We start from the raw sequence: 23,134 nt of genomic DNA, 5'->3' as shown, positions 1-23,134 counted from the left end.
AAATCCTAAGGATCTTAGCGAGGAATGGAAAGGTTCATTCCCACGCGCAATTTCCGCGCGTCGCTGACACCGTTGGCTTTCATCAAACGGTTCACATCCACGCCATGATTCTTGGCAATGCTCCAAAAAGTATCCCCCGACTTGACCTGATACGTGCCTTGCGTTCCTCGGGTAGCTTGCTCAGTCGCCGCCGAGCGACGTTCCTGAACGGGCACCGCACGGGGCGCATTCGCGATCTGTTCATCCAAGGCACGCGCGGCATCGGTGGTCACCCAATCATCTGCCGGTGCCGAAGCCGGAGGCGTGGTGACCCGCAATTCAGCAATATCGGCCGGCTCAATGGCAGTGATCGATTTCGGCGGAATGCGCAGGCGCCGACCTTGGCGAAGTGGGATGTTTTCGTTGGCCGAACGCAGCTCCATCTCATCGATGTCATACCGAGCTGCGATGCTCGAGTAGGTATCGCCCGTGCCGGCAGAATAAATCTGATCCGAAGCCCGAAACATCGGCAGTTCCTCCTCCACCACCGGCTCACTCAGACGAGAAATCGACGGCGTGACTCGAATCGCCTCCGACGACGCCAGTGAAACCACCCGCTTGCTCTCCTTCGGCTCGGACGCGTCGACGGTCTCAGATTTCCCGAATCGGGAACTATGGTAGAAGATTCCACCGATGGCCACCACATGGATGGCCAAGATGACGAGCAGGGCTTTGCCGATGCCCAAATTGGGCACATCGCCCTCCAGATCCTCGGGAGCGACGGCGGCCGTCGCAGCGCGGTGCCGCTTATTCTTCCGGGAGACGTTGGCGAAGAGAGTATGAAGTTTGCCCTTTTTCACAGAGCGGCGCTTCACGGTCATGCGTTGGTTTCTCATGTGGGGTATGGGTGTGGGGTGTCAGCGCAGGTCGTTGACCAGCTTGCAGAACACGTCGCCGCGTTCTTCATAGCCGGAGAATTGGTCGAAAGAGGAAGTTCCAGGGGACAGCAGGACAATCTGTCCGTGGGTCGCCATCCGCTGGGCCGTGAGAATGGCCTCGCTCAGGGTGTCGCAGATTTCACTCGGCACCACTTGGCGGAACAAAGCTCCCAGAGCAGGCCCGATTTGCCCGAAGGTCACGGCCGCGACGGCGTGCTTCTGAAGAAGCCCTAACACCGGAGAATAGTCGAGTCCCTTCTCCTTTCCCCCCGCCATGAGGACGATCGGCCGGGTCTGCGAACGCAGCGCACTCTCCAGCGCGTGGAGGTTGGTCGCCTTGGAATCGTTCAGCCACTCGACGCCATCGAGCGTGCGCACCAGTTCGCAACGATGGCGAGGCGGCGCATAGCCGTCGAAGGCAGGCAGCAGCTTCTCCCGCGGGATGCTAAGAGCCTCGCAGGCAGCCAGCGCCGCCATGGCATTTTCAGCATTGTGGAGACCTCTCAGGTGAGATCCGGAGCGCAAATTGAAAACTTCCTCTCCATCGAGAAACAGATGCTCCCCTTCCGACCACCAATCCGCATCTTCGCACTCGGTGGAGAACTGAATGGTCGCGGCAGGCGATGCTGGCAGATTTTCTCCGTGCCGGCTGACAATGTACTGATCCGCGGTCAGGTTCTCAAAGATCCTCCATTTCGCCCGTCGGTAGCTTTCCACATCCGGATAGCGGTCCATGTGGTCAGGCGCAAAGTTCAGCCACACCGCCACATCCGGGCGGAAATCCACAATGGTCTCCAATTGGAACGAGCTGGCTTCAAGCGCCAGCACATCAGGCTGGGGATCGAGCATCACCACCTCACACACCGGCACCCCGTAGTTGCCACAAGCCACGGCAGAATACCCGGCGCCCTTCAGCAATCGCTCCACTAGCTCGGTCGTGGTCGTCTTGCCATTGGTTCCGGTGATGGCGATGATCCGGCCGGAATAGTAGCGGCAGGCCAACTCGATCTCCCCAATCACTTCCCCTGCTTTTTCGGAGAAGGCCGCCACGAGGGGTCCATAGGTATCGATGCCCGGACTGACCACTAGCACATCACAGGGCTCGGCCGCGCCGGGATTCACGCCGCCATGCACTGACACCGATTCCGGAAAACCAACCGGGTCCTTCGCATCAAAGACATGCACTTGCGCGCCCTCTCGCAGAGCCAGCTCGGCAGCAGCGCGACCACTGCGACCGGCTCCAAGGATGTTCACGCGTTTGCCAGAGAGATTCATCAGACGATTTTGAGCAAAGCCAACCCGAACAAGGCCAGCATGATGGAAAGGATCCAGAAGCGAATGATCACCTGACTCTCGTGCCAACCGCGCAACTCAAAGTGGTGGTGAATCGGCGCCATCGCGAAGATCCGCTTGCGGCGCAGCTTGAAGCTGCCGACCTGCAACATCACCGACATGGCTTCCATCACGAACACCCCGCCAATGATCACCAGAAGCAGTTCCTGCTTCACGCAAAGAGCGGCCGTTCCAAGAGCTCCCCCAATCGCCAGAGATCCCGTATCTCCCATAAAGACCTTCGCCGGGTGGCAGTTGAACCAGAGGAAACCGAAACTCGCTCCAGCCAGCGCCAGCAGGAAGACCGACAGTTCACTGATGAAACGGTTGTAGGGAATCGTTAGATACTCATTGGCCATGAAATGGTGCCCGGCTAGGTAAGCGAGCCCGGCGTAAGCCAGCGAAACGGTGATCGTGCATCCTGTCGCCAAGCCGTCGAGACCGTCCGTCAGATTCACCGCATTCGAACACCCGATGATGATGGCCGCGTAAAAGGGGATGATCAGAAAGCCCAAATCCATCAGCGGCTGCTTGAAGAGAGGAAAAGTGATCTGACTGATCTTCAGCGGCTCTCCTTGGAATTGGTAACCCGGCACATATCCAAGATTCTTCACCACCTCCGGATTCGAACCAAACCCGGAGATCTCCATCTTGAAATAGAGGAAGCAGGAAGCCACCAGCGCGACCACCAGCTGCCAAAACAACTTGGTCCGCGCACTCACCCCATCCGAGTTCTTCTTCTTCACCTTGGTGAAGTCGTCCATGAACCCGAGCAGTCCCAATGCCCCCATCGAACAGGCGCAAACCGCTACGAAAGGATTGAACGGACGCGCGCAAATGAAGGTGGAAATCAGCACCGATCCCAAAATCAGCACACCTCCCATCGTGGGTGTTCCCACTTTTCCACCATGCAGCTCAGCCAACTTATGCACCTCTTCCGCGGTGCGGATCGGTTGGCCGACTTTCAGCGAGATCAATCGGCGAATCACCCGCGGCCCAAACAAAATGCTCAGGGCAAATGCCATCAAACACCCCAATGCAGCGCGGAAGGTGATATATTGCAGAAGATTGAAGAAACTTAGCGCATGCGCCCAGCCTTCTTGATTGGCACTCACTTCGGACTCAAACGCCGCCCGCCACCATTCGTATATCCAGTAAAGCATCAGTTGTCTGGGGGAAATATTTCGTTCATCACACGCTCCAACGCGGCACCACGGCTGGCTTTGAAAAGCACCACGTCACCAGGATGGAATCGCCCCGATAGCGCCACCGCGGCTTCCCGAGCGTCTGAAAAATGCGCATCACTGCCCGCACCCTCGGCGATCCCTTCCGCCCCTTCACCAACCGCGATCACTCCAAGACCTCGCTCGGCGGCGAGTCGCCCCACCCGAGGATGAGCTTCCGCAGCGTGCTCGCCCAGCTCGCCCATGCGCCCAAGCACAACGAACCTCCGCCCTCCAGCGGTCACCGGGACATCTGCCAGCGTCTCAATCGCTGCTGTCATCGATTCAGGATTCGCGTTGTAAGTATCGTCAAACACCGTCACCCCCTGCGACTCGAAGCGGCGGAGTCGGCCACTGGTCAGCACCGCCTCGCTCAAGCCACGGCAAATCGCCACCTCGGGAACTCCGAGAAACCAGCCACATCCCGCCGCCAAAAGCGCATTCTTCACCATGTGGCGGCCGATCACGGGCAGCACCACCTCGCCGACCTCCCGACCTTCGATCACCAGAGTGAATTGTGAGCGGATTCCATCCTGTCGCAGATGATCCGCTCGGATGAGGCCGCGGCAATTGCCCACCGGAATCACCCGTGCCTTGGTTCTTTGGCGAAAGTACTCAATGAAATCGCACCCCGCCGGTACGAACAACGCACCCTCGGCATCCAGACTCCGCGCCAAAGCTCCCTTTTCTTCGGCAATTCCCTCCCGGCTTCCCAGGAACTCAATGTGGGCCGTGCCGATATTCGTGATGATGCCCACCCGCGGGCGGGCCATTTCACACAACGGCGCAATCTCACCAGGATGATTCATCCCCATCTCCACCACCGCCATCCGGTGAGAAGCATCGAGCGACAGCAAAGTCAGCGGAACTCCAATGTGATTGTTCAGATTCCCTTGAGTCGCGAATGTCGGAAAATGAGCCCCCAACACCGCCCGAGTGAAATCCTTCGTGCTCGTCTTGCCATTCGAGCCAGTGATACCAACCACTTCGACCGAAAGTCGGGATCGGTGCCAGAACGCCATTTTCTGCAAGGCCAGCAAGCCATCACCCACCTGAATCACCGTCGTTCCCGCAGGCACTTCCCCCTGAAGGTTTTCGACCACCAATACCGTGGCTCCAGCCGCTGCCGCTTGCGCTGCAAAGGCATTGGCATCGAAGCGATCTCCCTTCAGAGCCACCCAGCAGGCGCTAGGTCGTAGACTGCGGGTATCGGTGGAAACCGTCTCCGCCATCTGCAGAGGGTCGCCGGCGATGATTTCGCCGCCACAGGCCGCTGCCAGGGTTTTCGCATCCGTCGTGATCATCGCCGCTTCCTTTCTTCGGGCCCCGGCCTTGCGGCCAAGGAGCGTTTCACTTCACGCCGATCATCGAAATCGATCGTTTGATCGGCAAACTGCTGGTAAGTCTCATGGCCCTTGCCCGCCACCAGGACGATATCCCCCGGTGCCGCCGCGTGGACCGCAATGCGGATCGCCTCGGCCCGATCTTCGACCGAACGATAGCGAGCCGATCCCATGCCTTCTTCAATTTGACGAATAATCTCCGCCGGATCTTCACTCCGCGGATTATCGGACGTGATGATGCAGGCATCTGAAAACCGACCAGCGGCCCGCGCCATCAATGGCCGCTTCGCTTTGTCGCGATCGCCGCCGCAGCCGAACACCGTGATCAAACGCTTTGGTTCCAGCTCCTTGAGCGTCCGGCAGGCATTTTCCAAAGCATCCGGAGTGTGCGCGTAATCCACAAAGACGCTAACACCGTCACGCGTTCCGCAATGCTCCATCCGTCCTGGCACCTGCGGTGCCTCCGCCAATGCAGCGATCGCCACCCGTGGAGGAATCCCCACTGCCTTGGCAGCCCCGATCACTCCCATGAGATTGTAGGCATTGAATCGCCCAATCAGGGGAGCCCGCAGCAAATACTGTTTGCCCCCAATCTCGAGCTTGATCTCCATCCCACGCGCCGACTGCCGAAAGTCGAGAGCACGGATCTCATTGCGCAGACCGAAGCCGAAACGGATGACTGGAAGCCGCCCTTCCAAGCGCTCTGCGAAATCCTCGCCCACGGCATCATCAGTATTGATCACCGCTACCGGCTTTTTGCCTTTGGAGTGGAGCGCCGCCGCTTCAAACCATGAAAACTTGGTCTCGGCGTAAGCCGCCATCGTCCCATGATAATCGAGGTGGTCCTGGGTCAGATTCGTGAAAACCAAAGCATCAAAAGCCACGTCTGCCACTCGCTTCTGGTCGATGCCGTGCGACGAAACCTCCATCACTGCCCCGCGGCATCCATGGTCGCGCATCCGCAGAAGCAAGTTCTGCAAGGCGGGCGCATCGGGAGTGGTGTGGCTCGCTTCGGCCGACGAAAGTCCGTCATCAATCTTCACCGTCCCGATCATCCCGGCACGGTGCCAGGCCCCTCTCATCAAGGCGTGAAGCAAATAAGCCGTGGTGGTTTTGCCATTGGTCCCCGTCACCCCGACCATTTTCAATTCAGCCGATGGGTTGCCCGCGATCTGAGCAGCCATGGAAGACAACGCCGCACGGGGGTCTCCGACATGAATCCAAGTCAGATTCTCAGGCAATCCGGTTTCCGCCGGGCTGTCCGTGACCACTGCCACCGCTCCTTTGCGCAAGGCGTCGTCAATGAATCGACGTCCGTCGACCTCCTGACCCCGGATGGCCACAAAAATGCTTCCCGGTCCGGCAGTTCGGGAATCGGCGGTGACCGAAGTCACCTCGGTCTCGAGGGTTCCTTCGATCAGCGGGCGGTGAAGTTGGGAAATGGCGTCGCGGAGTTTCATCATCGTTCGGAGGCAGCAAGGCCCTCGTCAGGCACAGGCTCGGTCGGAGTCAAGTGCAGGTGAGTCGCTACCCGCGCGGCAATCTTGGAAAATATCGGTGCAGCCACAGAACCACCACCAATCGCCATCCCGTCGCCCGGCCGCGGATCATCCACGACGACGAGGCAAACGAACTCGGGATTTTCCGCCGGCATCATGCCGACAAACGAAACGGTGTAGTGCCCCACCTGATAGCCGCCATTCTTCACGCGGCGAGCCGTTCCGGTCTTGCCCGCCACCTTGAATCCAGGGACCGCAGCGGCAGTGGCCGTTCCTCCTTTTTCCACGACGGTGATCAAGGCTTCCCGCATCTGCCGCGCAGTGCGCTCGGTGATGACCCGTCGCTCGATCTCGGGCTCAAAACGCTCCAACACCGTTCCATCGCTACCAATGATCGATCGCACCACCCGCGGGCGGATCAATTCCCCCCCATTGGCCACCACCGAATAGGCGGTCGCCACCTGCAGCGGAGTCACATTGAGGGCGTAGCCGTAAGCTGCCCGGCTGAAATCGATCAGGTTTCCCGTGTTGCGAACCACACCGGCCGACTCCCCACTCAACAAGATCCCCGTCTCCTGACCAAAACCATAGCGATGGGCATACTCGAAAAAGCGCTCGGGCCCGAGCTGCCGGGCGAGTTTGAAGGCACCGATGTTGCTCGATTTTTTGAGCACTCCCGCCACGGAAAGCATCCCATACGGGGCGTGGTCCGGAATCCGCAGCTTGCCTTCTACGAACAGCCCGTTGTGGCAAAAAGTCATCGTTCCCGGTGTCGCCAAGCCTTCGTTGAGGACGCCCGAGGTCGCCACCAACTTGAAGGTACTTCCCGGCTCGTAAATCCCCTGCAGCGCGAAGTTCATCGCCCCTTCCGCAAGCCCTTCTTTCAGATTCAGATTGAAGGAAGGACGGCTCACCATCGCCAGCAACTCCCCGGAATTGGGATCGAGCACCACCACACAACCACGGTGCGCCACATATTTCTCAAGCCCCGCGTCAAACTCCTCCTCCACGATGGCCTGCAAACCCATGTCCAAGGTGAGCTGCACGTTCAGCCCGTGTACAGGCGGGATCATGTCCCCCTTTTCCCCGGGCATTGGAATATTCAGGTGATCCCAGCGACCATCGCGACCGCGGAGGTAGTCCTCCATCGCCGCTTCGACGCCGAATTTCCCAACCTGAACAAAGGACTTTCGGCCTCGATCATCCACCGATTCTTCTTCGCCTGTGTAACCCACCACGTGTGCCGCCAGCTCCGGTGAGCTGTACCAGCGCTTGATCGAATTTTCCCAACGAAAGCCCTTGAGATCGTTCTTTTCGATCAAGTCTCGAAGAGCATCCGCGGCATCCTCCGGAAGGTCTTTGGCGATCGCAAAATATGCACGCCCCTTCTTGATCGGTCCTTCGATCCGCTCCCGCAACTCCTCCCGGCGCAAGCCCATCGGCCGCGCCAGCATGCCCACCGCGCGCGCCAAATAGCGCTCGACGATGATCGACGGCTCGTCTTCCTCAAGAATCAAGCCACGAAGAACCTTGAGCTTCCGCGATTTTTCCTCGCCGCTCAGCATCTCCCAGTCCGCCTCGTGGGATGCCCGCTCGTAGGCCAGGGCCCGCACGACCACGACGGGATCCCGGAACAGATTCGCGTCCACCATCAGAGTGCTCAGACCGATGCTCTTCGCAAGCACCTCGTCATTGCGATCCACAATGTTTCCGCGGATACCCGGCAAGATCTCACTGCGATCATAGGCCGCACGCGCCCGCTCCCGGTATTTCTGACGATCCAGGACCTGAATCTGAATCAACCGCGCAGAAAGCAGACTGAGCCCGATCATAAAGAACGAGCACAGGATCAGGCAACGACGCTGGAAGCTCCGGCGGGTCATCAGAAATCAGTTCTCAGGGAGTCACCGCCACCGGCATCGGCTCAGGCGGCAGATCCTCAATGCGCTCGACCACTTCAAACGTCACAGGCACCAACGACGAATCGAGCATCGCCAGTTGGTCACGAATTTCATAGCGGTCCATCAAGCGCTCTTGGCGGACCTGGATCATTTGAATGTCATTGCGCAGGTCGTCGATGCGCTTCCGAGCATCGCTGATCTTGCGCTCGGTCTTGATCTGGCCGTTGCGGAAAATCGCATGCATCGCCCCACCACTGGTGGCGATGACCGTAAGCAATCCCAGCGCGATGAAGGACGCGAGGAGGGATTTGGGAGATTCGGAACGACGACGATTCATGGCTTCAATTCAGTAGGATCCAGAAGCTCGGCAACCCGCAGTTTGGAGCTGCGGGCGCGGGGATTCAGTCGGATTTCTTCGGGAGTCGGGGCGATGGCCTTGGTCTGTGGAAGGCGAAAGACCCGATCCGGATTTCTCCTCGGCTCGGGCCAATGAGGCTGATCGATCCACTCTTTGGACCGGTCCCTCATGAATTGCTTCACCATCCGATCCTCAAGGCTGTGGAAGGTGATCACGAGAAGCCTTCCCCCAGGCTTGAGCAGATGAATCGACGCCTCCAAGGCTCGACGGAGCGAACCGAGCTCATCATTCACCTCCATCCGAATGGCTTGAAACGTCCGGGTTGCCGGATGGGTACGGCCACTACGACCGACGGCTTTTTCGATGCAATCCGCCAGTTCGCCAGTCGTGGAAAAGGGCTTCTCGATCCGTTGACGCACCAAAGCGGCCGCGATTCGGCGCGCCTTCGGTTCCTCGCCAAACTCACGCAACAATCTCACCAGTTCCGATTCCGGCCATTCGTTCACGATGTCCGCTGCTGTGCGCTCGGTCGCAGGGCCCATGCGCATGTCCAACGGACCTTCACGCATGAATGAAAAACCGCGCTCGGCGGCATCCAACTGATGGGAGGACACCCCGAGATCCAGGAGAAGCCCGTCAGCGCGTTCTCCATCCCGGATCTCGGGGTCTTCACAGAGATCGGCAAAATTCCCCTGCCAGACGCGAAAGCGGTCGCCAAATGGCGCCAAACGACGGCTCGCGTAGGCGATGGCCTCAGGATCCCGGTCGACCCCCAAAACGCGGGCTCCGGTTTTCAAAAAGGCTTCACTGTGCCCGCCGCCACCCAGCGTACCGTCGATCAAATACTTCCCCGGCCCCGCCTCCATCCACCGCAAGGTTTCCTCCGGCAGGACCGAAATGTGGTAGCCTTCGTCGTCTCCACGGGCAGCTGGAACTTCATCGAAATGAGCATCCGCGGCCCGCGCCGCAAACCAGCCATGGAAACCGGCGCGGACACGCGGAGAAATGGGCGAAAGGAGTACTGTCCCGAATGACTCCTTCCGCTCAGCCTGGAAAATCACCGGCCGCCGCCCCGCAAACCAGCCATGGAGACCGGAGCGGACAACCGTGGAAGTGGATTCGGCTTCTCCCCTTGTCCCGAAGGCGGAAGCTCGAACCAACCTAGAAAAAAGTTCCGCGGTCCGCGCCGCAAACCAGCCATGGAAACCGGCGCGGACACGCGGGGTAATTGGCGAAAGGAGCACTGTCCCGAATGGCTCCTTCCGCTCAGCCTGGAAAATCACCGGCTGCCGCCCCGCAAACCAGCCATGGAGACCGGAACGGACAACCGTTGGGATCGCCGCGACGCGCAGTCGTGTCCCGACAACTTCGGGCCGCGGCAAAAAAGAAACGCCCAACCCCGACATCCGCCGCGCGGCGGAAGTGGGTGCTTCCAGACGGGAAAATCCGGATGCCGAGGTTGGTAGGGCGAACAGCATGTCGTCGTTCGTTGGGTAAAATCGTGAATCACAGGACCCCGAGGCCGCCGTCGTCGAGCACCCGCAGGTTCTCCTCCATCCGGCTCATCGCATCCTGACTGCAAATGATGAAATATTCTCCGCAACCGCCCAGGACGGCTTGCTCTTCGGCCCGCAGGCCAACCTTGTCGCACCAATCCTTCGGCAAAGTCAGCTTGCCTTGAGGATTGATCGTCACCTGCTTCGAAAACATCCGCAGCGCACTGATGATCTGTTTTTTCTGAGCAGAATTGAGATTCGCGGCCTGGTCGATTTCCGCGAACTTCGCTTGGTAGTGATCTTCGGTAAAAACCTTGATCACCGGCTCGCCGTGCTCCGTCGACCTCATGATCCGAATCGGCGTCCCCTCCTCCACCAGACGAAACTCGGTCGGAACCGACACGCGGTTCTTCGAGTCCATCTTGTGGACAAAGTGGTTTTCCAGATTCTGGACGGGGGCAGACATTCAAAGCAGGCAAAGCTTTTTCCGTGCGCCAACTACACCAAAGTACACCCAAATCAGCAAGGGATTTCCGAATCGCTGTGAATAATTTTTTAAACACTGATTTTCAGTGTTTTATAATGTGCCTTCCGGTGGATTTGAGTGCACTCAACCCGAAATTTCGCGGGGTTGCCTCCCAATTTTTTTGAGAATTCGCCCAATGATCGTTTAAAAAGACGCGCCAGAGATCGTTCAGTGTACTCCAGTGCTAGGGCAGCCCCGGCTCGCCATTCTCCATGGCTGGTTCAGACTCTGCGCCCCTTCCCTGGCGACGCTCCACTGGGCCACGATTCTAAAAAAAGAAACGCGCTGGCGTCCCATGCCAGCGCGTTTCCGTTGTTCCCTTCGTCGGGCTTCCTTGCGGGGCCCTATGAAAAATCGCCCGGAAGGATTGTTATCGACCTTCCTTCGCTGCCTCGCGGGCAGCATCTATTTTTGCCGCAGGGACCGTGATCGGCCCCCCTTGCACGGCTGCCACCAGAACCCGCTGGCAGGTCTCCATGCGCTTCACCAAATCGGCAGGCAAAGGTTCCTCACCAACGATCTGCTCCAAACTCAAGTCCACGACTTCAATCCACCCTCGGTTCTCTGCCAGAAAACGACTCCATGGAATGAACTTCCCCGTTTGACTCGCCCCCAACCTCGATTGAAACGCAGCAGGGACTGCCAACACCGCTCCCTTGGGAACCAAGCTGCTTTCACCAGAAAAAGTAAAAATGTCCGAATCCTCCAGAATGTCTGCTGGGCGATTCGTTTTCGAGGGATCCTCTCCTTCCCCTGCAGGCAGAACCCTCATTGGGTTCTTTTGCTGCTGCGCTCTCAGGCGACCCGCCAACTCTTCGTGAGTGGCAGAGTCCCGCATTCCCTGAGCCCCCGAAGCCGACATCAAAGTGAGGCCTGCCAGAAAGGAAGTAGCGATGGTTTTCATGGATCAAAAAATCGAAAGGGTTATTCCAAGGTCGAAAGGAGCGACCGAACCTCCAGGCTGCGGTCGACCTCAAAGGTCATCAAAGCCAAGCGCTCCACACCGAAGACCGTCTCCGTCACCACCTCGAGGGTCCACTGCCCATCCTCGTCGATGAGACTTCCCAGGTTCCCGATCACCCATGTCCGGCTCAGCGGCTTGCTTTGGTCGATCTGCTTCTGTGCCTGGGGAATCTTCGTGCCCACCGTGCCCAGGGAGGGAGCCCCCTTGTAAATCTGGGTGTAGGTGTAGGACTTCGGATACATGTCATCCACTTCGATCGTCACCTGAGGCATCTCGAAGCGATAGGTTTCGCCCCACTCCAGCCCGAGAATCTGCACCCGAGTCAACGGCCAAACTTTGACGAAACGAGACGCAAGTTGCTCGTCGAGAGCGCCATTCTCGCTATGCGTGTAGACGGAAAAGCGTTCTTCTCCGCGCACTTGAGTGAGGTCCGCACCCGTCAAGTTCGTCATCTCATATTCCAAGGTGGTCACGCCATTGCTTTCGATCACCCGCTGGTCAAACAAGTTCGCTTGGCTGCGGTCGACGTTCTCCCCGTAAGTATCACCGTAGGACTGGGTGTGATGAAGCAGCCTCACCGACTTCGAGGCAGCCGGGGCATCGTCGCCGGTAAGCAATCCACTGACCGTCACATCCACACTGAACGGTTGATCGACGCGCGTCCGCGGAATGTCTCCACCATCCGGATCAAGAGTATGAATGACGATCTCTGCCGCAGGCGAGTAGGCACTCACAAATGCCGTATCCAACAGGTAGGATACCGCCGAGGTCCCACTCGTGTCCGCATTCTTGACGGTCCAGAGCTCATAGCGCGAGCCCGAAAGGCTGAGCGCCGCCGGGGAAATCCCCTCTCCTTTCGCGGCCACATTCTCCAAGTCCCAATGGATCTCCGGAGTGGTCTCCAGCATCACCTGCCGGATGTAGTTGGTGTAGCCCGCCGCCGAAGAAGTCGCAGCCAACGCACCAAACGCCAACAAACATGCCAAGGGGGATTTCATGGGACAGGGGGGGGTAAGAAACCAGAATGAAAATCAGCTTTCGGAAAAGGTCACCAAAAACACCAAATCCTGGAGGTCGTAACCGGTCTGGTACTGCTGCGCGTCCGTATGCGTCAGTTCCAGCATCACGATCATGTCCATCGGGCCAATGTCGATCTTCCCGCCTGAATCGAGGTAGGGCTTGATGAACTGCTCCAGTGTCGGGGAGTTGGCGATGTTGTAGGTCGTTGGCACCGAGTCCCCATCTTTCAGCACCCGAACGTTCTGCGTGCCGTCATTGGAATAGTAGAAATGTGACCAGCGGCCCGACGAAGTGTCCCAGTAATGTCCGCCAAACCGGACAGACTGACCTTGGAAGGCGTCCTGCGTTTTGAGCACCTTGCTCTGACTCACGATGTCGTTGGTGCCTGCGAACAAACGCTGCCACGACCCATTGTTGAAACTGAAGTAGCCCTCGGTGTGGACGAAGCTCATGTTCGAACCATCCGAGTAACTCAGGGTCACTCCGGCACCCAGCAAACGCACCTGCATGGTCGTCTCCGACAAAACCTTGATTTTCCCTGGAGGATCGACTTCAGCGACTTCCTCCAGTCCGGGGTAATTGATTTCCCAATCGAGTGCAGGGAAAACCCCGACGCGGGCGATGCCCGGAGAGGCATGAATGGTGCCATACGGCTCATCAGCTGCCGAGACCGTGGCAAGGAGGGACGTGAAGACGAAGGCATGCGCGAACACGCGACACACCAACCGGGGGAGGCTGGTTTTCATGGGGGACCGGGGGATTGGGGGTAAGCACCTTTCTGGGGAGAAAGGAGGGGTGGGGCACCTCTTCGGGAAAAAAGGTGGCGCGGACTCCTCCGCACAGCCGCATCATCCTCCGATCCTGAAAGAACGGAATCCTAAAATCCCCCCGTGATCGCGTAGGGGCCCCGGTCTCATTCTTTCGCCCCCTGGGAGGGTGAAAGAACTCCGATAGTTGAATTCAAGCGCTTTGGAACGCTTTCCTCACTTCCTCACCAATTGCCCGGATCCCGTCCTTCACGATACGTTCCTCCATCGCGTAAGAAATTCGGATGCATTCATCCCGATACGAACACGGCGTTTCACCCAGCCCGAAGAAGAAATGGCGACCCGGCACCACCAACACGCCTCTCGCCTTCAAGCGCTGATAAAGTTCGTCCGATGAAATCGGCAGCCCCGGGAACCACAACCACAGGAACATCGCCCCTTCGCTCCGATGGATAAAGAATTCAAAATCATCCGCGAACGATTCTCCGATCCAATCCACCGCCAGACGTGATTTCTCGCGGTAGAAGGGCTGCACCACCTCCTTCGACAGCCGAAGAATCTCACCGCTCTCCAGCAGAGGTTTCACCACGGCCTGACCCAGATTCGGATTGGCGAGACCCACCACCGAACTCATCCCGGCAATCGCTCCCGCCACGTCCGGATGGGCCACCACCATCCCGGTGCGAGTGCCTGGCAGACCGATCTTTGAGAGCGAGAGCGTGAGAATCACGTGCTCATCCCAATGAGGATGAGCTTCGGTGAAGATGATATTGGGAAATGGAGCACCGTAGGCGTTGTCAATGATCAGCGGAATCCCATGGTCCTTCGCCAGCTTCGACAATCGCGCCACCTCGGCATCGGTCAGAACATTTCCCGTAGGATTCGTCGGCCGGGAAACACAGATCGCCGCGATCTCCTCGGTGATTTCGATGCGATCGAAATCCACCCGGTATTTGAACTCATGAGGGCCCGTGATCTCCACCAGCGGCGGCACCGCGGTGAACAACTCACCGAACGCCCCCTGATTGGCGTAGCCGATGTATTCCGGAACCAACGGAAGAAGGATCTTCCGCTTTCGCCCATCAGGCATGGGACCCGCCAACAGGTTGAACAGCAGGAAGAACGCCGTTTGCCCGCCGGAGGTGATCGCGAAATGCTCGGGTCCGACATTCCAACCGAAGCGTTCGCGGAACAACTTGGCGAGGGCTGCGATGTAGCCCGGATTGCCGCGAGGAGGATCATAAGTCGCCATCGCTCGCTCCATCCCCCCCGGTTCCGAAAGCAGCTCCTCCATGCGGCGGCGCCACAGGGAGTTCACTTCAGGGATGTTTGCTGGCTGTCCACCACCAAGCATTCGGATCTCGTCCCCTCCATGGGCTAGGGCATTCCCCAGATCCTCCATCAAGTCACCGATCCCACTTCGTCCGGCAAGATGCCGGCCCAACTCGGAAAATTCAAATTGCATGCGCTTCGTTGACCTCCAGAACTTCCGGCCTATGATCGGCGCGAACCTCAAGATTCTACCGATCCATGGCACTTCAAATTGGCGATACCGCCCCCGACTTCACTCTCGTCTCCAAGGGTCCCGAGGGCCCAGAACTCGTGAAACTCTCGGACCTGACCGGCAAGTCCAATCTTGTGATTCTGTTCGTTCCGATGGCCTTCACTGGCGTCTGCACCCAGGAGTTCTGCGACATTTCCGCCGGCATGGCTGATTACCAGGCACTGGATGCCAAGGTCATCGGCATCTCAGGAGACAACCCGTTTGCCCAAGAAGCATGGGCGCAAAAATCCGGCATCACCCTGCCCCTTCTCAGCGACTACGAGCACACGGTCGCCAAGGCCTACGGGATCGCCTATGAGCAATTCCTTCCAGAAGCCAACCTGATCATGGGCGGAGTGGCGAAGCGATCCGTGTTCGTCGTCGACAAAAGCGGAGTCATTCGCCACTCGGAAGTCTGCGAACATCCGAAGGACCTTCCCGACTTCGAAGCCGTCAAGGCGGCCCTCAAGGAACTCGCCTGAGGACTCCAAAGCTTTCACCTGCTCAACAAACAAAAGCCGCGGCCCTCAACGGGAACCGCGGCTTCTTTTGATCTTTGCTCGGCGGGCGACTCACTCCCCAGCATCATCGCCGACCGCATCTTCTGCGGCCTCAGCTGGGGGAGTCATCTCCACTGCAGGCTCGGCCCCCAATCCGGGCGTCGGAGCGTCGTCGGGAAGGGGTGGCAGCTCAGCGGGGGCGTCCGGTTCAATCACCGGCGGCAATGTCGGCGCTCCATCCATCGCCTCGCCTGGAGCCGTCTGCCCTTCCCCGGCGGGCAGCGGAATCGTATCCACCGGCGGCCAGACTTGAACCTCGCTCCCCTGGGTGGGATCAGCCACCATGGAGCCAGCTCCATTTCCTAGTTGAATCGAGGGCACGAAACCAACGGTTCCATCATCCAGCTCCACCTTGGCGTAGCTGCCATCGTCCGAAATGACTTTCATCGTCGTTCCACGCGACAACAAGCGAGAGGCGGTATCGTTCGCGCTAGGACGAGAGTTGAAAAGGGCGGTCTTGTCCGTCAGCGCCTCCACAAACTCCCCTGGATTCAGGGTGCTCATGCTGGAGGATTGCGACGCTCCGCCGACACCACCCGCAGCATTCAGGGGATCAAAAGTCGACGACGACATCGACATCGGTCCCCCCGATTGACAGGAGGCCAAAGCCATGGCGACAGCGGGAAAGCAAAAGAAGGAGGTTTTCATTTTGGCGACTGAGTAAAAACTGACACCCGTTCCCACAGGGGTCAACGGCAGACACCAACTGTCCGCGCAAGATCCTGGCGGAAAACCTCCCGCCAGTCTCGTGGAGCCCAACCCAACATCCCCGCCAGCTTGTCCGTCGCCATCGCCGTGTGCCGTGGACGTTGGGCCACAAAGCCCGGCATCGCCGCCATCGACTGCTTCTGCACCGGGACTGGCCGGTCCAATCGGCCCTCCTTCCACAACTGTTCCACCAATTCCACCGCCATCCCATGCCAGCTCACCGGAGGGCCCGATTGGCAGGCATGAAAAAGCCCCGCCGGACAACCCACCTCGATCCACCTTTCCACCCATAGCGCCAAGTCCGCCGTGGAGCAAGGGAGCGAATACTTATCGTCGATCGCCATCAAGGACTCCCCCGCTAAAGCCCGCTTCACCACACTTTCCGGAAAGGCCGGTTTTTCCGGACCAAAGACCCACGAAACCCGCATCACCGTCCCTCCGGCCTCTAACACGCACTGCTCCGCCTCCCACTTGGTGCGGGCATACACGCTCAATGGTGCGGTCGCCGCCTCCTCACTCTTCAAGCCCGGCGCTTTCCCCGCCAATACGTAGTCTGTGCTGAAATACAGCACCGGCCTGCCCTCCAATCCCCCCAACAGGCTTCGCGTTCCCCCCACATGCGCGCGACGCGCCCGCTCCGGGTCCCTTTCACATTCTTCCAGCGAACTCATCGCTGCCGGATGCAGCAACAGCTCGAAATCGGTCTCCGCGACCTTCCCCGCGAGGTTGGGATCCTCCAGATCCCATTGCCTGCGGGGGCATTCCTGCACCGCGTGACGATCGCCAAGGCGATCTGCCAAGGCCCGGCCGACGCGTCCCGTCACCCCGGTCACCGCCACACGCATGCACCATCAAACGATTCCCGATTCCTCCAACAACTCGTCCACTCCGTCACCCGCATCGCGGATTCCCCTCAGGCGACGTTGTTGCCCACGCCGGCTCTCCGGACCATTGACCTTATCGACAATCCCCGTCACCGCCTTCGGCAATAAAGCGGCCACGCCCAATCCCGCCAAGGCCACCGCAATCCCCCGTCGGGCATTCGCGTGCATCACCTCGCCCAGAATCAGGCCCGCCGCCACTCCCAGCAACGCCGGCGAAACCATCGCCGACGCATCCGCCCAGTCGCGATCGAAATCATCATCATCCATTGGCATGGCCCCACCGTAGCAGTGCCCTTAGCCCGGACAACCCTCGAAACGCATTTCCAACCATTTCTCCCCCCTAGGCATTCGGACTTCCGATCCCCGACGATGCCGTTAGTCTCGCCCCCACAATCTTCGATCCCCAAACACCATGTCTTCCACTTACGCGATGATTCTCGCCGGCGGTTCCGGCACCCGTTTTTGGCCACTGAGCCGGGATGCCCGTCCCAAGCAACTCCTAAACCTCTTCGGAACCGACACACTTCTCGAACAAACCATCCAGCGCCTCGATGGTCTCGTCCCACGGGAAAACATCCTCATCCTCACCAACGCCAAGCAGGAAGCCGCCGTCCGTGAAGTGGCCTCCATGCTCCCCGCCGAAAACATTTTCGCCGAACCCGCCAAACGCGACACCGCCCCTGCGGTCGCGCTCGGCATCGGACTGGTCGCCGCCCGCGATCCCAATGCCACCATGCTGGTGTTGCCAGCCGATCAACTCATTCAAGATACCTCCGCTTACCACGCGGTCATGCGCGATGCCATCGCCACCGCGGAGCAATCCGATGGCCTCGTCACCATCGGCATCAAGCCAACTTGGCCCTGCCCTTCCTACGGCTACATCGAGCGCGGCTCCCGTGCCTCGATTCCCGGCCTCGACTGCGAGCATCCCCCGGCAGAAGTCCAACGCTTTCGGGAAAAACCCAGCGTCGAGCTTGCCGAAAAATTCCTCGCCAAAGGCGGCTTCTGTTGGAACGCCGGCATGTTCGTCTGGTCATTGCCCAACGTCATCCGCGAACTCTCCACCCACGCGCCCGAACTCTCCCACTTCATCTCAGAACTGCGCTCGGCCAAAGACCTCAACGCCACCATCACGGCTCAATTCCCCAAGCTCACCCCGATTTCCATCGACTACGCCCTCATGGAAAAGGCACGGCGCGTTCTTAACATCGAGGCCACCTTCGACTGGGACGATGTCGGCTCCTGGATCTCCGTCGCCAAATACCTCGAATCCGTCGGCAACAACAATCGAGTCAATACCGCCGTCGCCGAGATCGATTCCGAAAACAATATCGTTTTCAACGCCCGCAAAGGATCCCAAGTCGCGCTCCTCGGCGTGGATGACCTGATCATCGTCCAAACCGACGACGCCTTGCTCATCGCCAATCGTCACCAGGCCGACGCGATCAAGAACCTCTCCTCCAAGCTCCCTCCTGAATTGCTCTAACCGAGCCCATTCGGAGCGATCTCCTCCTCTCATAACCTGAGTCCAGATCCCAGAGTTCAGCTCCGCCGAACTGAACTCTTCCATCTGAACTCCGCACCCCACCCCGCTCTCGGAATCGACTACGGCGACGCTCGCATCGGCGTCGCTGCTACCGATCCACTCGGCATTCTCGCCCATCCGGTCGAGACGATCCCGCTCGCCTCGACCGACCCTATCGAACGCATCGCGATCCTCTGCGAACAGCGAGGCATCCGCACACTCGTCCTCGGGCTCCCTCTCAACCTCGATGGCGAAGAAGGCCCAGCGGCAGAAAAAGTCCGACGCTTCGCCCGCAAAATCGAACTCCGCCTTCCGGATCTGCCCCTCATTTACGTCGACGAAAGCCACACCACCGTCGCCGCCTCGGCAAAACTCCGTGAGGCGGGCCGCAAAGCCAAACAGCAAAAAGCCATCATCGACCAAGCGGCCGCTGTCGAAATCCTCAATCTCTGGCTTGCTGAACACGAGCCACCCCTTCTCTAGCCTTCCCCCTCACCCTACGCGATCGCGTCTCCAGCCATCGCGTGATGGAGAAACTTGCCCCACTCTGGCAATCTCCCCATGTCAGCTGTGTGGAGGACATCCACCCCGGGGGAAACCGGACTCCAAGTCCGGCCGGAGGATGAAGCTCCCACTGCTCTGTTTCATACACTGTTACGGGAAAATTCGCGGCCCATGATTTCCGGGGGGAGATCCTGGGCCGCCTTTCTTCCTGAACTTAGTCCTCCAACAAAGGCACCAGCTCCGCAATCGCCGCCCAAGGCCCCGAGTGGCTATTCTTCGCGACGAGCCGAACGCGACTGATTTCAGCCACTTCGGAGAAATCGAACGATTGCTCACTATCTCCGCCGTTCATCCGACCCTCGACCAGAGTTTTCCAGGGACCGCGTCCCTTCGACCCCTCGATCCGGAACTCGCGCACACGGCCATTTCCCTGACCCTGGCGAGGCACCATCGAAACTCCCCGCAGGCGGAGATTCTTGCCGAAGTCGACCTCCAACTCATGCGGAGGGCCGGGCTCACGATCTTTCCATTCCGTATGCCAATAGGTGGATGGATCGCCATCGATCGCGTGCGCCGCTTCCCCCTCACCCGATTGCTCGCTCGACGCCTGTGCCGTCCAACCCCGCCGATCCAACCAGAGTGAAAACTCCCGGGACACCGGAGTGCCGGCAATCCCCTTCTGCGGAACCACCGGAAACACCGTCACCCGGCCATCCGGCAGGTTCACCGGAGCTTTGACCACTTCGGCTCCCACGACCAATCGCGAGGCCTCACCGTCGAGAGTCACTCTCCCCTCCTCATCTCTTCCTGGAATCGCGACCGGACCCACCTCAAGCGCCCTCCGTGCCGACGAGGGATCTTCGCCAGATTTCAAGGGACGCAGGGCCAGCACCATCCGACGCGGCGTTCCTTTCACCTGGTACTTCTCCAAGGTCGCTGGACCGCACGAGGATCCACCCAGACCTGTCTGGGCCGCGTCGAGCGAAAGCACCGTCGCCGATTCGGTTTCGATTTCCGTCGGGTGCGATGCCGCAGCCAACGCTTCATCCGTCACCGGCAATGCCGAAAAGCCAAAAGCCTGCCGACTCCATACCAATAGGCCTCCATTCTCGCCCTGCAAAGCCACCCAATCGGTGTCCTCACGGTTCCCCATGAACTGGGGCTTCACATACGGCTCAAACATCTCCAGCACCGATTTCTGATATCGTCCGATGGCACTACCCGTCTTACGATCCACATAGTTTTCCCAGGGACCACGTCCCTGCCACTCCACCTGCGAAAGTGCAGGATCGAGGAAACACCGCAGCCCACTTCGGGGAAGTACGAGATCTTCCTTCGATGGTGCGATCACCGCATCGAGCACGATGGTTCCGTCCTTCGAGAAAGTATAGGTCATGGTCGTATCACAATAGAACCCTCCCTTGCCCGTCGACTTCGTCACCACGGTGACCCTCGGGAGCGGCGCCTTTTCCACGTGAAAGGCCACACACTCCTCCGTCAATTCGCCTAGCCCTGCCTGCTCCCAGCGCGATTGCACCCAGCCGTCGTTGTCGCCTGGCGCGCGATACAAATGAAGCTCCGGACCGCGACCTTCTGACCACATCTCGCGACCGTCGTACTTCAAAGAAACCCAATGACCTGAGGACTTCTCAAACTCCGCCACAAACCCCTCTCCCGCGATTTCCACCTGGTCCCCTGACTCCTTCACCAGCGCCCCCGTCAACACCTCGCCTGCAGGCAACTCGGTGGCCCCCAGTTCGAACTGGCGCCAGGCCACCACATGTCCAGCTTTCGCCCAACGCGCGTCTTCTTTCAACGCCAGCATCACCGTCATCAAATACCGCGTCCCCGGCTCATTGCCCGCACGCATCGACGCTGGGACTGGAACTTCTACCGTTTCCCACGGCTCGGCGGACGGAGCCGCCACCGTTTGTCGCGCCACTTCCTTACCATTCGCCTCCAGCACAAACACCAGTTCATGGCGGGCAGCGGCCGTTGTGTGGAAGAACTCATTGCGGAAGCTCAATTTACCGGACTGATAGTAAAACTCAGCAGGCTGATAACTCGACTTTACCTGCCAGGTCTTTGGCGTCGGCGTATGATCGGGTAGCACAATGCCATTGCAGCAGAAATTTCCATCATTCGGCCGATCTCCAAAATCGCCGCCATAAGCAAAGAACTCCGCCCATCCAATCGGTGATTTGCGATCCGATGGCTTTCTCAAACCTTGGTCAACCCAGTCCCAAATGCATCCTCCAATCAGCCTCTTGTGAGTTTCGAACGCCTCGACATACTCATCCAAATTGCCGGTCGCATTGCCCATCGAATGCGCATACTCGCACACGAACACGGGTCGTGATGACGACTGCGCCCCCGCTTGATTCAAGAAATCCACACTCGGATACATGTGGGAATTCATGCTGTCGTGCGGTGAAGGGTCGGGAAAGCCCTCGTAGTGGATGGGATGGGTCTCATCCAACTTTCTCAAAGCGTCCGCCGCAGCAGCGAAGTTCTCACCCGGGCCAGCTTCATTTCCAAGCGACCACATCGCCACTGCCGCGTGGTTTTTGTCCCGCTGATACATGTCCACCACCCGCTCAATGTGCGCCTCACGCCACTCTGGCTTGCGGCTAAGCGACTCATCTCCATACCCCGACCCGTGGCTCTCGATGTTCGCCTCGGCCACCAAATACAACCCATACTCGTCGCACAGCTCCAAAAATCGCGGATGATTCGGATAGTGACTTGTCCGCACACTGTTGATGTTGAACTGCTTCATCATCTGAACCTCCTTCTCCATCTGTTCATCGCTTACATAGCGTCCCGTGTCGGGGTTATGCTCATGACGATTTACCCCCTTGAAAATGATCGGACGACCATTGACGAGAAACTCTCCTTCATCACTCAACTCAATTCGATGAAATCCCACCTGGTGACGTTGCGCACTTGTTTCACCACCGGCGGTGGTGGTCAAAACCAAGGTGTAAAGCGTCGGGGTTTCTCCACTCCATAGTTGCGGATTGGCCACTTTGCCTCCGAGAGTGCCCGACTTTCGCGTCCTTGCGGTCCACACCACCTTGCCCTCGGGATCCAGGAGTTCAGCCACCGTTTCCACCACTCCGCCTCCCCCACCGGCAGGAGTGGCCAAGTCCACCTCCACTTTCATCTCAGCAGAAGAAAAGTCGCGCGCCAGATCATATTTGAAGGCGTAGTCCCGCACCCAGGTCTTCGGTGTCGCATAGACCATCACATCGCGGAAAATCCCGGAAAGCCGCCAAAAGTCCTGGTCCTCAAGATAGGAGCCATCACTCCACCGATAGACCTCGACCGCCAAGGTATTGATCCCCTCCTTCAAATACGGAGTCAGCCGAAACTCGGCCGGAAGATAGCTATCTTGAGAATACCCGACCTTCTGCCCGTTCACCCAAACATAGAAAGCCGACTCCACACCTCCAAAGTGCAAGAACACCTCCTTGCCACCCCATCCTTGCGGGAGATCAAAGTCACGCCGATAGGAACCCACCTCATTGCGATGGTCCCACGCTGTCCAATCACGAGGGGGGTCTCCCGAAATCCGTGGAGGATCGCGGTGAAACGGATACGTGAAATTCGTGTAAATGGGCACCCCGAATCCCTGAGTCTGCCAATTCCCCGGGACATCAATCCGCGACCATCCATTGACGTCGAAATCGGGAGCTTCAAAACCCAGCGCCCGCTCATCCGGGTTTTTCGCGAAATGGAAGGACCAACTGCCATTCAACGAAAGCACCCGGGATGAATTCCGCCAATCCTCCTTCAGTGCCTCCTCGCGGCTCGCGAAGGGCGGCGAAAACACCCGCGCTGGCTCCTTGTCGATCGCACGCACTTCTAGGTTCTCCCAATCCGGCACTTTTGCTTCTGCCAGACAGCCTAAGGCCAGCATTCCTATAATCCCGATACGTTTCATGGCTTCAAACTTCCCGGATCGCTCACCGGGAACCTCACCCACTACGGTTTTGCACCACCCGATCGTTCGAGCATCGCCCACATTTCCTTCCTCTTTGCCCGTCCATTTCCCTAGCCCG

20 protein-coding genes are annotated in these 23,134 nt (G+C 58.9%); 3 read left to right on the top strand and 17 right to left on the bottom strand.

The genetic code is table 11. The features are described 5' to 3' along the window. Positions 1-14 precede the first annotated feature (14 nt). The 13 genes from HNR46_RS10615 to HNR46_RS10555 form a co-directional block, all read right to left on the bottom strand. Positions 15-875: a LysM peptidoglycan-binding domain-containing protein gene (locus HNR46_RS10615; RefSeq protein ID WP_184018576.1), complete on the bottom strand. Its 861-nt coding sequence runs from the start codon at positions 873-875 to the stop codon at positions 15-17. A 21-nt stretch (positions 876-896) separates the two neighbouring features. Further along, positions 897-2,192, bottom strand: a complete 1,296-nt coding sequence (murD, locus tag HNR46_RS10610; protein ID WP_184018574.1) for a UDP-N-acetylmuramoyl-L-alanine--D-glutamate ligase — start codon at positions 2,190-2,192, stop codon at positions 897-899. Beyond that, entirely contained in the window at positions 2,192-3,412 is a 1,221-nt protein-coding gene (mraY, locus tag HNR46_RS10605; RefSeq protein ID WP_184018572.1) for a phospho-N-acetylmuramoyl-pentapeptide-transferase, read from the bottom strand. Before mraY ends, murD begins: the two co-directional genes overlap by 1 nt. Next, positions 3,412-4,776, bottom strand: a complete 1,365-nt coding sequence (locus tag HNR46_RS10600) for a UDP-N-acetylmuramoyl-tripeptide--D-alanyl-D-alanine ligase (RefSeq protein ID WP_184018570.1) — start codon at positions 4,774-4,776, stop codon at positions 3,412-3,414. Before HNR46_RS10600 ends, mraY begins: the two co-directional genes overlap by 1 nt. Next, entirely contained in the window at positions 4,773-6,278 is a 1,506-nt protein-coding gene (locus tag HNR46_RS10595) for a UDP-N-acetylmuramoyl-L-alanyl-D-glutamate--2,6-diaminopimelate ligase (RefSeq protein ID WP_184018568.1), read from the bottom strand. Before HNR46_RS10595 ends, HNR46_RS10600 begins: the two co-directional genes overlap by 4 nt. Further along, complete coding sequence (locus tag HNR46_RS10590; RefSeq protein ID WP_184018566.1) at positions 6,275-8,197, bottom strand: peptidoglycan D,D-transpeptidase FtsI family protein; 1,923 nt, start codon at positions 8,195-8,197, stop codon at positions 6,275-6,277. Before HNR46_RS10590 ends, HNR46_RS10595 begins: the two co-directional genes overlap by 4 nt. 13 nt (positions 8,198-8,210) lie before the next feature. After that, positions 8,211-8,552: a hypothetical protein gene (locus HNR46_RS10585; protein WP_184018564.1), complete on the bottom strand. Its 342-nt coding sequence runs from the start codon at positions 8,550-8,552 to the stop codon at positions 8,211-8,213. After that, entirely contained in the window at positions 8,549-9,472 is a 924-nt protein-coding gene (gene rsmH / locus HNR46_RS21385; RefSeq protein WP_343076032.1) for a 16S rRNA (cytosine(1402)-N(4))-methyltransferase RsmH, read from the bottom strand. Before rsmH ends, HNR46_RS10585 begins: the two co-directional genes overlap by 4 nt. A 607-nt stretch (positions 9,473-10,079) precedes the next feature. Then, entirely contained in the window at positions 10,080-10,535 is a 456-nt protein-coding gene (locus tag HNR46_RS10575; RefSeq protein WP_184018562.1) for a division/cell wall cluster transcriptional repressor MraZ, read from the bottom strand. A gap of 430 nt (positions 10,536-10,965) precedes the next feature. Beyond that, positions 10,966-11,499 (bottom strand): hypothetical protein, encoded by a 534-nt coding sequence (locus HNR46_RS10570; protein ID WP_184018560.1) that lies wholly within the window; start codon positions 11,497-11,499, stop codon positions 10,966-10,968. 20 nt (positions 11,500-11,519) lie between these two features. Beyond that, a complete protein-coding gene (locus tag HNR46_RS10565) occupies positions 11,520-12,557 on the bottom strand; it encodes a hypothetical protein (protein ID WP_184018558.1) in 1,038 nt (345 codons plus the stop codon). 33 nt (positions 12,558-12,590) lie between these two features. Further along, complete coding sequence (locus HNR46_RS10560; RefSeq protein ID WP_184018556.1) at positions 12,591-13,325, bottom strand: hypothetical protein; 735 nt, start codon at positions 13,323-13,325, stop codon at positions 12,591-12,593. Between the two features lie 214 nt (positions 13,326-13,539). Next, the gene (locus HNR46_RS10555) at positions 13,540-14,811 is read right to left on the bottom strand and encodes a valine--pyruvate transaminase (protein WP_184018554.1); all 1,272 of its coding nucleotides are present in this window, start codon (positions 14,809-14,811) and stop codon (positions 13,540-13,542) included. A 65-nt stretch (positions 14,812-14,876) separates the two neighbouring features. Here HNR46_RS10555 and HNR46_RS10550 point away from each other — a divergent pair, with 65 nt between their 5' ends. Continuing rightward, the gene (locus HNR46_RS10550) at positions 14,877-15,371 is read left to right on the top strand and encodes a redoxin domain-containing protein (RefSeq protein WP_184018552.1); all 495 of its coding nucleotides are present in this window, start codon (positions 14,877-14,879) and stop codon (positions 15,369-15,371) included. 90 nt (positions 15,372-15,461) lie between these two features. Here the strand turns inward: HNR46_RS10550 and HNR46_RS10545 are convergent, their stop codons facing one another. Genes HNR46_RS10545 through HNR46_RS10535 form a run of 3 tightly spaced genes read right to left on the bottom strand, consistent with a single transcriptional unit; the run spans position 15,462 to position 17,314 of the window. Beyond that, positions 15,462-16,097 (bottom strand): SH3 domain-containing protein, encoded by a 636-nt coding sequence (locus HNR46_RS10545; protein WP_184018550.1) that lies wholly within the window; start codon positions 16,095-16,097, stop codon positions 15,462-15,464. Positions 16,098-16,138: 41 nt separating this feature from the next. Then, positions 16,139-17,002: an SDR family oxidoreductase gene (locus HNR46_RS10540; RefSeq protein ID WP_184018548.1), complete on the bottom strand. Its 864-nt coding sequence runs from the start codon at positions 17,000-17,002 to the stop codon at positions 16,139-16,141. Positions 17,003-17,008: 6 nt separating this feature from the next. Next, complete coding sequence (locus tag HNR46_RS10535; protein WP_184018546.1) at positions 17,009-17,314, bottom strand: hypothetical protein; 306 nt, start codon at positions 17,312-17,314, stop codon at positions 17,009-17,011. Positions 17,315-17,453: 139 nt separating this feature from the next. Here HNR46_RS10535 and HNR46_RS10530 point away from each other — a divergent pair, with 139 nt between their 5' ends. Continuing rightward, positions 17,454-18,527, top strand: a complete 1,074-nt coding sequence (locus HNR46_RS10530) for a mannose-1-phosphate guanylyltransferase (protein ID WP_184018544.1) — start codon at positions 17,454-17,456, stop codon at positions 18,525-18,527. Between the two features lie 18 nt (positions 18,528-18,545). After that, on the top strand, positions 18,546-19,049 hold the full coding sequence (ruvX, locus tag HNR46_RS10525; RefSeq protein WP_343076031.1) for a Holliday junction resolvase RuvX: 504 nt from the start codon (positions 18,546-18,548) through the stop codon (positions 19,047-19,049). Positions 19,050-19,284: 235 nt separating this feature from the next. Here the strand turns inward: ruvX and HNR46_RS10520 are convergent, their stop codons facing one another. Then, positions 19,285-23,016 (bottom strand): glycoside hydrolase family 2 TIM barrel-domain containing protein, encoded by a 3,732-nt coding sequence (locus HNR46_RS10520; protein ID WP_184018542.1) that lies wholly within the window; start codon positions 23,014-23,016, stop codon positions 19,285-19,287. Between the last annotated feature and the right edge of the window lie 118 nt (positions 23,017-23,134).

It is taken from the genome of Haloferula luteola (assembly GCF_014201715.1).
GTDB classification, from domain to species: Bacteria; Verrucomicrobiota; Verrucomicrobiia; order Verrucomicrobiales; family Akkermansiaceae; genus Haloferula; species Haloferula luteola.
The sequence above is the reverse complement of the archived record's forward strand: the minus strand, read 5'-3'. Positions and strand labels throughout refer to the sequence as shown.

Coding starts and splice junctions, on each gene's coding strand:
- HNR46_RS10585 (WP_184018564.1), bottom strand. CDS start 8,552: ATGAATCGTCGTCGTTCCGAATCTCCCAAATCCCTCCTCGCGTCCTTC.
- HNR46_RS10575 (WP_184018562.1), bottom strand. CDS start 10,535: ATGTCTGCCCCCGTCCAGAATCTGGAAAACCACTTTGTCCACAAGATG.
- HNR46_RS10595 (WP_184018568.1), bottom strand. CDS start 6,278: ATGATGAAACTCCGCGACGCCATTTCCCAACTTCACCGCCCGCTGATC.
- HNR46_RS10555 (WP_184018554.1), bottom strand. CDS start 14,811: ATGCAATTTGAATTTTCCGAGTTGGGCCGGCATCTTGCCGGACGAAGT.
- mraY (WP_184018572.1), bottom strand. CDS start 3,412: ATGCTTTACTGGATATACGAATGGTGGCGGGCGGCGTTTGAGTCCGAA.
- HNR46_RS10550 (WP_184018552.1), top strand. CDS start 14,877: ATGGCACTTCAAATTGGCGATACCGCCCCCGACTTCACTCTCGTCTCC.
- HNR46_RS10530 (WP_184018544.1), top strand. CDS start 17,454: ATGTCTTCCACTTACGCGATGATTCTCGCCGGCGGTTCCGGCACCCGT.
- HNR46_RS10615 (WP_184018576.1), bottom strand. CDS start 875: ATGAGAAACCAACGCATGACCGTGAAGCGCCGCTCTGTGAAAAAGGGC.
- HNR46_RS10560 (WP_184018556.1), bottom strand. CDS start 13,325: ATGAAAACCAGCCTCCCCCGGTTGGTGTGTCGCGTGTTCGCGCATGCC.
- HNR46_RS10590 (WP_184018566.1), bottom strand. CDS start 8,197: ATGACCCGCCGGAGCTTCCAGCGTCGTTGCCTGATCCTGTGCTCGTTC.
- HNR46_RS10600 (WP_184018570.1), bottom strand. CDS start 4,776: ATGATCACGACGGATGCGAAAACCCTGGCAGCGGCCTGTGGCGGCGAA.
- HNR46_RS10565 (WP_184018558.1), bottom strand. CDS start 12,557: ATGAAATCCCCCTTGGCATGTTTGTTGGCGTTTGGTGCGTTGGCTGCG.
- HNR46_RS10535 (WP_184018546.1), bottom strand. CDS start 17,314: ATGCCAATGGATGATGATGATTTCGATCGCGACTGGGCGGATGCGTCG.
- HNR46_RS10570 (WP_184018560.1), bottom strand. CDS start 11,499: ATGAAAACCATCGCTACTTCCTTTCTGGCAGGCCTCACTTTGATGTCG.
- murD (WP_184018574.1), bottom strand. CDS start 2,192: ATGAATCTCTCTGGCAAACGCGTGAACATCCTTGGAGCCGGTCGCAGT.
- HNR46_RS10545 (WP_184018550.1), bottom strand. CDS start 16,097: ATGAAAACCTCCTTCTTTTGCTTTCCCGCTGTCGCCATGGCTTTGGCC.
- HNR46_RS10520 (WP_184018542.1), bottom strand. CDS start 23,016: ATGAAACGTATCGGGATTATAGGAATGCTGGCCTTAGGCTGTCTGGCA.
- HNR46_RS10540 (WP_184018548.1), bottom strand. CDS start 17,002: ATGCGTGTGGCGGTGACCGGGGTGACGGGACGCGTCGGCCGGGCCTTG.